The organism is Pseudomonas sp. P4_B4, from assembly GCF_056402255.1.
This window is the reverse complement of record NZ_JBFUHS010000067.1, coordinates 1-8381: the sequence shown is the minus strand read 5'-3', so window position 1 is coordinate 8381 and position 8381 is coordinate 1. Positions and strand designations below refer to the sequence as shown.

The window sequence follows — 8381 nt, the reverse complement described above, 5'->3', positions numbered from 1 at the left end:
ATGTCGGCCAGCCGCACAGCCGCCTGGAAAGGCTTTTATGAAGAGCAAAGAGCCAAAGGGTTCAGCACTACGCAGGCACTGGTGATACTGGCCCGCAAACTTGCCCGGATCGTATTTGCACTGCTGAAAGGGCAGAGCGAATACCAACCAAAAGCAGGTTGAGGGCTTTCCCTCAACCATAGAATCTCCCACAGTTGGACGGTGTTGATTGATCGGTCAATATTCGTCTGAAAAACCACGTATCCTCTGCGCCCGTTTCACTCTCACTCAAAATCACGCGAGGACAGCTTGTCTAAAGGTATCGCTCTATCGGTTTCAGCCTCGGTGCTGTTTGCCGTCATGTATTACTACACGTCGCTGCTCACCCCCTTGAGCGGCGTGGAAATCTTCGGTTGGCGCATGCTGCTGACCGTCCCGTGCATGACCGTGTTCATGGTGGTGTCCGGAGAGTGGAAGCGCGTGCTGGAGATCGTTCGGCGCGCCACTGCCAATCCGAAACTGATCGGCGCGCTGATCGCCTCCTCCGCCCTGCTCGCCGTGCAATTGTGGCTGTTCATGTGGGCACCGCTGAACGGCTACAGCCTCGACGTATCACTCGGCTATTTCCTGCTGCCGCTGACCATGGTCTTGACCGGTCGCCTGGCCTACGGCGAACGCCTGTCCTATCTGCAAAAAGTTGCCGTGGTGTTCGCCTGCCTGGGCGTGATCAACGAGGTGTATCAGGTTGGTGGTTTTTCCTGGGCGACCTTGCTGGTCTGCATTGGCTATCCAACCTACTTCATCCTGCGCAAACGGCTGGCGGCGGACAACCTCGGTGGCTTGTGGCTGGACATGGCATTGACGCTGCCGGTGGCGTTCTGGTTCGTGCAGAGCGGCGCGCAAGGTTTTGGTGTGTTTGACCAGCATCCATGGTTGTCGCTGTTGATCCCGATGCTCGGCGTGATCAGCGCGTCGGCTCTGGTGGTCTACATCATTGCCAGCCGCCTGCTGCCGTTCAGCCTGTTCGGCTTGTTGAGCTATGTCGAACCGGTGTTGCTGCTGGGCGTGGCGTTGCTGTTGGGAGAAAGCATCAAGGCTGGTGAGTGGCTGACCTACATCCCGATCTGGATGGCGGTGCTGGTGCTGGTATTCGAAGGGTTCAAGCACCTGGTCCGCCAGCGCAAACCTTAACGTCACGTAAAACAAATGTGGGAGCGAGCCTGCTCGCGAAGGCGTCGTATCAGCCAACCTTTATAGTGACTGATACAACGCTTTCGCGAGCAAGCTCGCTCCCACAGTTTTATCGGTGTAACGGCTTAGTCGGTGGAGAGAACACCACGACGAACCTGGTCACGCTCGATGGATTCGAACAGCGCCTTGAAGTTGCCTTCGCCGAAACCGTCGTCGCCCTTGCGCTGGATGAACTCGAAGAACACCGGCCCCATCAGGGTTTCCGAGAAGATCTGCAACAGCAGGCGCTTGTCGCCCGACTCGGACGAACCGTCCAGCAAAATGCCCCGCGCTTGCAGTTCGCCTACCGGCTCGCCGTGGTTCGGCAAACGGCCTTCGAGCATTTCGTAGTAGGTTTCCGGCGGCGCGGTCATGAAGCGCATGCCGATGCTTTTCAGGTGGTCCCAGGTCTTGATCAGGTCATCGGACAGGAACGCAACGTGCTGGATGCCCTCGCCGTTGAACTGCATCAGGAACTCTTCGATCTGCCCGGCGCCCTTGGACGACTCTTCGTTCAACGGAATGCGGATCATGCCATCGGGTGCGGTCATGGCCTTGGAGGTCAGGCCGGTGTACTCGCCCTTGATGTCGAAGTAGCGGATTTCGCGGAAGTTGAACAGCTTCTCGTAGAAGTTGGCCCAGTAGGCCATGCGACCGCGATACACGTTGTGGGTCAGGTGATCGATGATCTTCAAGCCGGCACCTTCCGGATGGCGGTCGACACCTTCGATGAACACGAAGTCGATGTCATAGATCGAGCTGCCTTCGCCGAAACGGTCGATCAGGTACAGCGGCGCACCACCGATGCCTTTGATCGCTGGCAGGTTCAGCTCCATCGGGCCGGTTTCGATGTGGATCGGCTGGGCGCCAAGTTCCAGGGCACGCTTATAGGCTTTTTGTGAATCCTTGACGCGAAACGCCATGCCGCACACCGACGGACCGTGCTCGGCCGCGAAGTACGAGGCCACGCTGTGGGGTTCGTTGTTGAGGATTAGATTGATCGCGCCCTGGCGATACAGGTGCACGTCCTTGGAACGGTGGGTCGCCACCTTGGTGAAGCCCATGATCTCGAAGATCGGCTCCAGGGTGTTCGGAGTCGGCGATGCGAGCTCGATGAATTCAAAGCCCATCAGGCCCATTGGGTTTTCGTATAAATCTGCCATGGTCGGCGCCTCATCATTCTTTATCAATTAACAAAGGTTAGTTGTAAGCAATGCTGAGACCAGTGGGTGGCGCACAGGAGATGCCCCGCACACTGCGGGCGAGAAAGTCACCGTAGATCAGTTGAAACCCGAATATCTTCATTGTCGACCCAAGGCTCTTGCGGGCGAGGCTTCTGCTGCCAGAAGACGATTATTATTGTATGCGTAACCCGATTCTACACAGCGTAAATCAGTTTGTCCGCCTTCTGTATCAAATCCCCTTTTTCCTTGCCCGCGCAAGGGGTTTGTTGCAGAGAAAAATCCCCGCCAGTATCAGCCCGCCGCCCAGGCACATGGCCAGCGTCAGCGGCTCGTCCAGCAGCAGCGCGCCAAGGATCACCGCTGTCAACGGGTTCAAGGCAATGAACACCCCGGAACGGGTCGCGCCGATTTTGCGGATGCCGTCGTAGTAGCCAACGTACGCCAGCGCCGATCCCAGCACCCCCAGGTACAAAAGGCTCAACCATTGCTGCGCACCCAGATGGGCGATCGCGGCGACACTCACCTCACCGCGCACGATGCAGGCCATCCAGAGCATGACGGTGCCCAGGACAATCGAATACGTCACCGTTTGCACCGGTCCCAGGGTTTGGTTCAGCTCTCTGGAGAACAGCGAGTAGACACCCCAGCCGAGGACGCAACCGAAAATCAGCAGATCGCCGAGCCAGACATCGGCACCGCCGGCCAGTAATTGCGGGTCGCGACTGACGATCACCATGCTCGCGCCCGCCATGCAGATTGCAATACCGACGACTTTGGCCCGGTTCAAACGCTCCTTGAACAGCAGCCAGGAAGCCAGGCCGATCACCGCCGGATTCAGCGCCACGATTAAGGATGCCCGTGAAGCGTTGATGTAATGCAGGCCATAAAAGAAGCACAGGTTGTAAAAAAAGATCCCGAAAAAGCCAAGCAATGACAATTGCAGCCATTGCCGGGGGCTGGGCCGGACCAGCGGTGTCCGCGCCATGCGTACAAACAGCAGCAACGCCACGCTGGCCAGCAGAAACCGCAGGCTGGCCGCCAGTATCGGGCTGAGGCCGCCGGCCAGATAGCGACCGGCGACGAAGGTGCCACCCCACACCATGGTGACCGCCGCCAGTTTCAGATACACCGGAAAATCCGAGGGTTTTGACAGGGTTTGCTCGCAGATCGTCATAGATTCCAGGACCGGATAGTGGAGAGATGACGTATCATTCGACTAATACCCAGTCATCGTAAAATGAGCAAACACTCATGACCCTCACTCAACTGGAGATTTTCTCCCTCGTGGCCGAACTCCACGGCTTCACGGCAGCGGCCAATCGCCTGGGTATTTCCCAATCGGCGGTGTCCCATGCCTTGAAGTCCCTGGAGCTGGAGTTGGGTGTCGAGTTGTTGCGCCGCCATCAATCCCAGGTCGAGTTGAGCGACATTGGTCAGCAGTTGTTGCTGCGTGCCCGAGCGATGCTCGGCCTGGCCAACACCTTGCGCCAGGAAGCGGCCGATGCGCGAGGCATGAAACGCGGCACGCTGCGCATCGGCTCCTTCGGCCCGACCTCATCGATCAAATTGCTGCCGTTGATACTGCAGCAGTACCGCGCCGCCCATCCCGGCATAGAGGTGCATATCGACGAAGGCCCCGACCGCCAGGTGCTCCAGTGGCTGGAGGAACGACGGATCGACATCGGCTTCGTGGTATTGCCCGAGGAGCGTTTCGACACGGTCGCGCTGATCGAAGACCAGATGGTCGCGCTGCTGCCCGCCGCCCACCCGCTGGCGGTTCAAGACAGCCTGAGCCTGAAGGACCTGTGCGATTTCCCGTTCGTGCTGACCGAGGCCGGTTCTTCGGAGCTGGTTTCACGCCTGTTCACGGCGGCCCGACTGACGCCCAACATCCGTTATCGCTGCTCGCAGTTGATCAGCACCCTGGATGTCGTCGCTCGTGGCGACGGGGTGACGGTCGTTGCCGAAGGTTCATTGCCCAATCAAATTGACCGCCGCTGTGTGAAAAAACCGCTGTCGCCGGCAGTGTTGCGTCAGGTCGGCCTGGCGGTGCTCGACCGACGCCAGGCATCACCCGCGACGCTGGCCTTTATCAGCCTGGCCGAAAGCCTTGACTTGCGTTGAGCGGCATAACCGCCAACGGCCAACTATCATGGCCCATACCCGAACTCTTCATGGGAGGCGTATTGCCCTGCCAGCGTTTGAGAGCCTTACTTCTTCGTGACAGGATTCGCGAATGCCGTTGAAAGCCAAAGCCCGCAGTCGCAGCACAAGAATTGCTGTCACTCTGATCAGTGGATTGCTCCCGGTGCTGTTGGGGGCCGCCATTCTTTACATGCAAGCGGGGCGTGCGCTCAAACAAGACACCGAACAAACTGCCGAAGAAGCGATTCGCCAGTTCGACCTGATGCTCGACAACACCGCCCAGGCCGCTCGTGAACTACTGCCGCTGGCAGGCCAACGTTGCGCTGACGTCAGCCTGGCCCTGCGCGAACAGGTCACTCGCCGCCCATTCGTGAGCTCAACCAATCTGGTGTGGGACAACAACCTCTATTGCAGCTCTCTGTTCGGCGACTACCAGGAGCAGGTCACCCCCGGTGACTACAGCCAGGGCGCCTTATGGCTCATGAGCGGCAATCCGGTAACGCCCGACACCGCCTTGCTGGTATACCGCCTGAGCGAAGGAAAAAAAGGTGCACTGACGACCCTCTATGGTCATCACTTGAGCAATATCCTGCGCCTGATAAGCCGCAAGACTTTGCTATTGCTGCAAGTTGGCCCGGACTGGATATCCGCCGACGGCAAGGTTCACAGGGGCGCTGCGCCTGACCTGCCCGTTGCGCAAAGTCGATTGACCTCCGAGCACTATGCTTTTGCCGTGGAAGCGGGTTTCCCCAAAGGCGAAACCTGGCGATACATGAGCAGCGAATATCCACCATTGTTCAGCCTGCTGATTTTCTTCGGTGTGATTGCCGGGGCAATTGGTCACTTCCTGCAAAAGCGCTCATCGGCACCCACCCAGGAAATGCAACGGGCACTGGAAGCTGCAGAGTTCATTCCGTATTTCCAGCCCGTGGTGCATGGCGACAGCAAAAGCTGGTCCGGCGCTGAAGTGCTGATGCGCTGGAAACATCCGAAGGAAGGCCTGGTGCGTCCGGATCTGTTCATTCCGTTTGCCGAGCACTGCGGACTGATCGTGCCGATGACCCGCTCGCTGATGCGACAAACCGCCGCCCTGCTCGCGCCGAACTCCGCCAGATTCAACAGGCCGTTTCACATTGGTATCAACATCACCGCCAGCCATTGTCAGGACCTGGAGCTGATCAAGGATTGCCGCGAGTTTCTCGATGCGTTCGAACCAGGCTCGATCCATCTGGTACTGGAACTGACCGAGCGCGAACTGATCGAGCCCACGGCCATCACCCTGCAATTGTTCGAGCAACTTCGCGAACTGGGCGTGAAAATCGCCATCGACGACTTCGGCACGGGCCACTCAAGCCTTGGCTACCTGCGGCAGTTCAATGTCGATTTTCTGAAAATCGACCAGAGTTTTGTCGCCATGATCGGCATCGACACACTCTCCAGCCACATCCTGGACAGCATCATCGAACTGGCGGTCAAGCTCGACCTTGCCCTGGTGGCCGAAGGTGTCGAAACCCGTGAACAGAGTGATTACCTGAGCGCTCATCAGGTCAACTTCCTGCAAGGTTATCTGTTCGGCAAACCCATGCCCGGCGCGGAGTTCATTAGTGCATTAAGCAACCATTAACTAGCGGATTTAACCGAGAAAACAACGACTACACGCACCAATTTGAATCAAAACACTACTGCCGTTACATGAAAAAAAAGACAGGATTTACTCTTGGCCAATTAACTACTACAATTTTACATGCCTGCGCTAAATTGGCAGGTGAGCCACTATCACCGAGTCGCTGCAAGGCTCTTGGCTTATAGCTTTGTTTGCGGTTGGTATCAGCCAAACACACTATTGGAGTAAAGATATTGTCCAGACTCGCTGAATTTCGTGCAGCCGAAAAGGCTCTTCAAGAACAGCTCAAGCAGCTGGAATCACTGAAGAACGATGCCGGGCTCAAGAAAGAAATCGAATTCGAAGAGAAGCTCCAGGGTTTGATGAAAACCTATGGCAAGAGCCTGCGCGACATCATCGCCATTCTCGACCCTAACCCGGCAAAATCCGGCCTGCAGCAGGCAGCACCTAAAACCCGCCGCGCCCGTGTGGTCAAGGTTTATCAGAACCCGCACACCGGCGAGCTGATTGAAACCAAGGGCGGCAACCACCGCGGCCTGAAAGCCTGGAAAGAACAGTACGGTGCAGCCACCGTTGATTCCTGGCTGCGCGGCTAACTCTCGCGGCGAAAAAAAGCCCTGCTTATGCAGGGCTTTTTCATGGGTTATCTAAATGCCCGGGGCGGACACCCGTCAACTACCTGACTGCCACCAACTTTGTGCTTAATCCATTTGGATATCTAAAATTTTCTTCATGCATCGAAAAAGCACTGTCGCTTACTAAAGTTTCAAGCTGTTACGGGCAGCGTCTATTTCATCCTGGCTCGCCTTATAAGCCTCGGCCTGCCCTGCGTAGGAAAGAACATAGGCCTTATCGGCATCCACCGCGGCCACCAATGTTTGAGAAAGCACATGCCTGCCGTTTTGCGTGATGGTGCAGGTTGTTTCCAGCGCGGCCAATCGACTCAACGTAGTCGAATGAATACGCGTACAGACACTTTGATACCCGCCCTGAAAGAAGTCTTTTTGAACTGACTTGCGCATCTCCAGCAATACGCCTTCGAGGTTTACCTGGTGATCGCTTTGCACCGGACTCATGGTCAGTTCCATCACCATGAGCGGCGATCCATTCTGATCATTTTTTACCGCCCGCTGGCGACTGACCCCTGACGCCGATTCAGGCACGACTTCGACCTGCCAGCCTTCCGGCCAGGTCACTACTGGCGCATCGGCGCGGGCAACGCCAGCCAGCGAAAACACGCTTAGCAAGATGAACAGCACGCTACGGAATCGAATCATTGCAATGGGCGCTCACGGATCAAGCCGTAAAGTCTGGGCCCAGGCCGGCTGTCAGGCAATAGCCGACTGTTTGGGTTTGGTGATGTCCGAACCCTTGCGTATCATTGTCACCATTCGTTAGCCCACATATTTCCCGGAGGGCCCATGAGCCTGCACGAATTGAACACCTTCCCCGGCGTCACCGCCCAACCGGACGCCGCTACGCAGAAATTTGTCTTCAACCACACCATGCTGCGGGTCAAGGACATCACCAAGTCCCTGGACTTCTACACACGCATTCTGGGTTTTACGCTGGTGGAAAAACGCGACTTCCCGGAAGCCGAGTTCAGCCTGTATTTCCTGGCGCTGGTCGACAAAAACCAGATCCCGGCCGATGCCGCCGCGCGCACCGAGTGGATGAAATCGATCCCGGGCATTCTGGAGCTGACCCACAATCACGGCACCGAGAACGATGCGGATTTCGCCTACCACAATGGCAACACCGACCCCCGCGGTTTCGGCCACATCTGCATCTCGGTACCGGACATCGTCGCCGCCTGCGAACGCTTTGAAGCACTGGGCTGCGATTTCCAGAAACGCTTGAGCGATGGCCGCATGAAGAGCCTGGCGTTCATCAAGGACCCGGACGCCTACTGGGTCGAGATCATTCAGCCAGCTCCGCTCTAACATCCACCACACATTGGTAATGTGCAAGAATCGGCATAGGGGACGGCCTTCATAGGCCGTACCCCTGCCACACCACCCGGCATGCGGGTCCGCACCGGGCGGTTCGAGAGATTGAGGTTATGAGAGGCGCACCAGTCCCAGCCTGTCAAACCACGCTAGATCCAACACTCGATTCAGCTCAAATYGGCTGTTACGCCACCAGCTATACGAGTTGGCCGCCACTTTCCGGGCCGTTTGGCTGCTGGCTCCCAGCGCCCTCAGTTCGCGGTAGATCGT

The 8381-nt window shown here is 57.3% G+C and carries 8 protein-coding genes and 1 pseudogene; 6 read left to right on the top strand and 3 right to left on the bottom strand.

Going from position 1 to position 8381, the window contains the following annotated elements:
* Together AC1DVE_RS30905 and rarD are read left to right on the top strand one after the other, a co-directional pair.
* Positions 1–162 (top strand): annotated as a pseudogene (locus tag AC1DVE_RS30905) (IS110 family transposase); the annotation flags it as partial.
* A 126-nt stretch (positions 163–288) separates the two neighbouring features.
* Positions 289–1170: an EamA family transporter RarD gene (gene rarD / locus AC1DVE_RS30900; protein WP_223460790.1), complete on the top strand. Its 882-nt coding sequence runs from the start codon at positions 289–291 to the stop codon at positions 1168–1170.
* Positions 1171–1295: 125 nt separating this feature from the next.
* Here the strand turns inward: rarD and hppD are convergent, their stop codons facing one another.
* Positions 1296–2372, bottom strand: coding sequence for a 4-hydroxyphenylpyruvate dioxygenase (gene hppD / locus AC1DVE_RS30895; protein ID WP_223531528.1), 1077 nt, complete (start codon positions 2370–2372; stop codon positions 1296–1298).
* A gap of 250 nt (positions 2373–2622) precedes the next feature.
* Positions 2623–3567: a DMT family transporter gene (locus AC1DVE_RS30890; RefSeq protein ID WP_223460931.1), complete on the bottom strand. Its 945-nt coding sequence runs from the start codon at positions 3565–3567 to the stop codon at positions 2623–2625.
* Positions 3568–3644: 77 nt separating this feature from the next.
* On the opposite strand from AC1DVE_RS30890, the gene AC1DVE_RS30885 reads away from it, so the two are divergent.
* From AC1DVE_RS30885 to AC1DVE_RS30875, 3 genes are all read left to right on the top strand, one after another.
* The gene (locus AC1DVE_RS30885) at positions 3645–4517 is read left to right on the top strand and encodes a LysR family transcriptional regulator (protein WP_223460929.1); all 873 of its coding nucleotides are present in this window, start codon (positions 3645–3647) and stop codon (positions 4515–4517) included.
* Between the two features lie 112 nt (positions 4518–4629).
* Positions 4630–6162, top strand: coding sequence for an EAL domain-containing protein (locus AC1DVE_RS30880; protein WP_223460927.1), 1533 nt, complete (start codon positions 4630–4632; stop codon positions 6160–6162).
* Between the two features lie 233 nt (positions 6163–6395).
* Positions 6396–6758, top strand: a complete 363-nt coding sequence (locus AC1DVE_RS30875) for a histone-like nucleoid-structuring protein, MvaT/MvaU family (protein WP_008065377.1) — start codon at positions 6396–6398, stop codon at positions 6756–6758.
* Between the two features lie 162 nt (positions 6759–6920).
* Here AC1DVE_RS30875 and AC1DVE_RS30870 read toward each other — a convergent pair whose 3' ends face one another.
* The gene (locus AC1DVE_RS30870) at positions 6921–7439 is read right to left on the bottom strand and encodes a DUF4946 domain-containing protein (RefSeq protein WP_223460925.1); all 519 of its coding nucleotides are present in this window, start codon (positions 7437–7439) and stop codon (positions 6921–6923) included.
* Positions 7440–7583: 144 nt separating this feature from the next.
* Between AC1DVE_RS30870 and gloA the strand changes: the two genes are divergently transcribed.
* Positions 7584–8105, top strand: a complete 522-nt coding sequence (gene gloA / locus AC1DVE_RS30865; protein WP_090455458.1) for a lactoylglutathione lyase — start codon at positions 7584–7586, stop codon at positions 8103–8105.
* Positions 8106–8381: the final 276 nt, after the last annotated feature.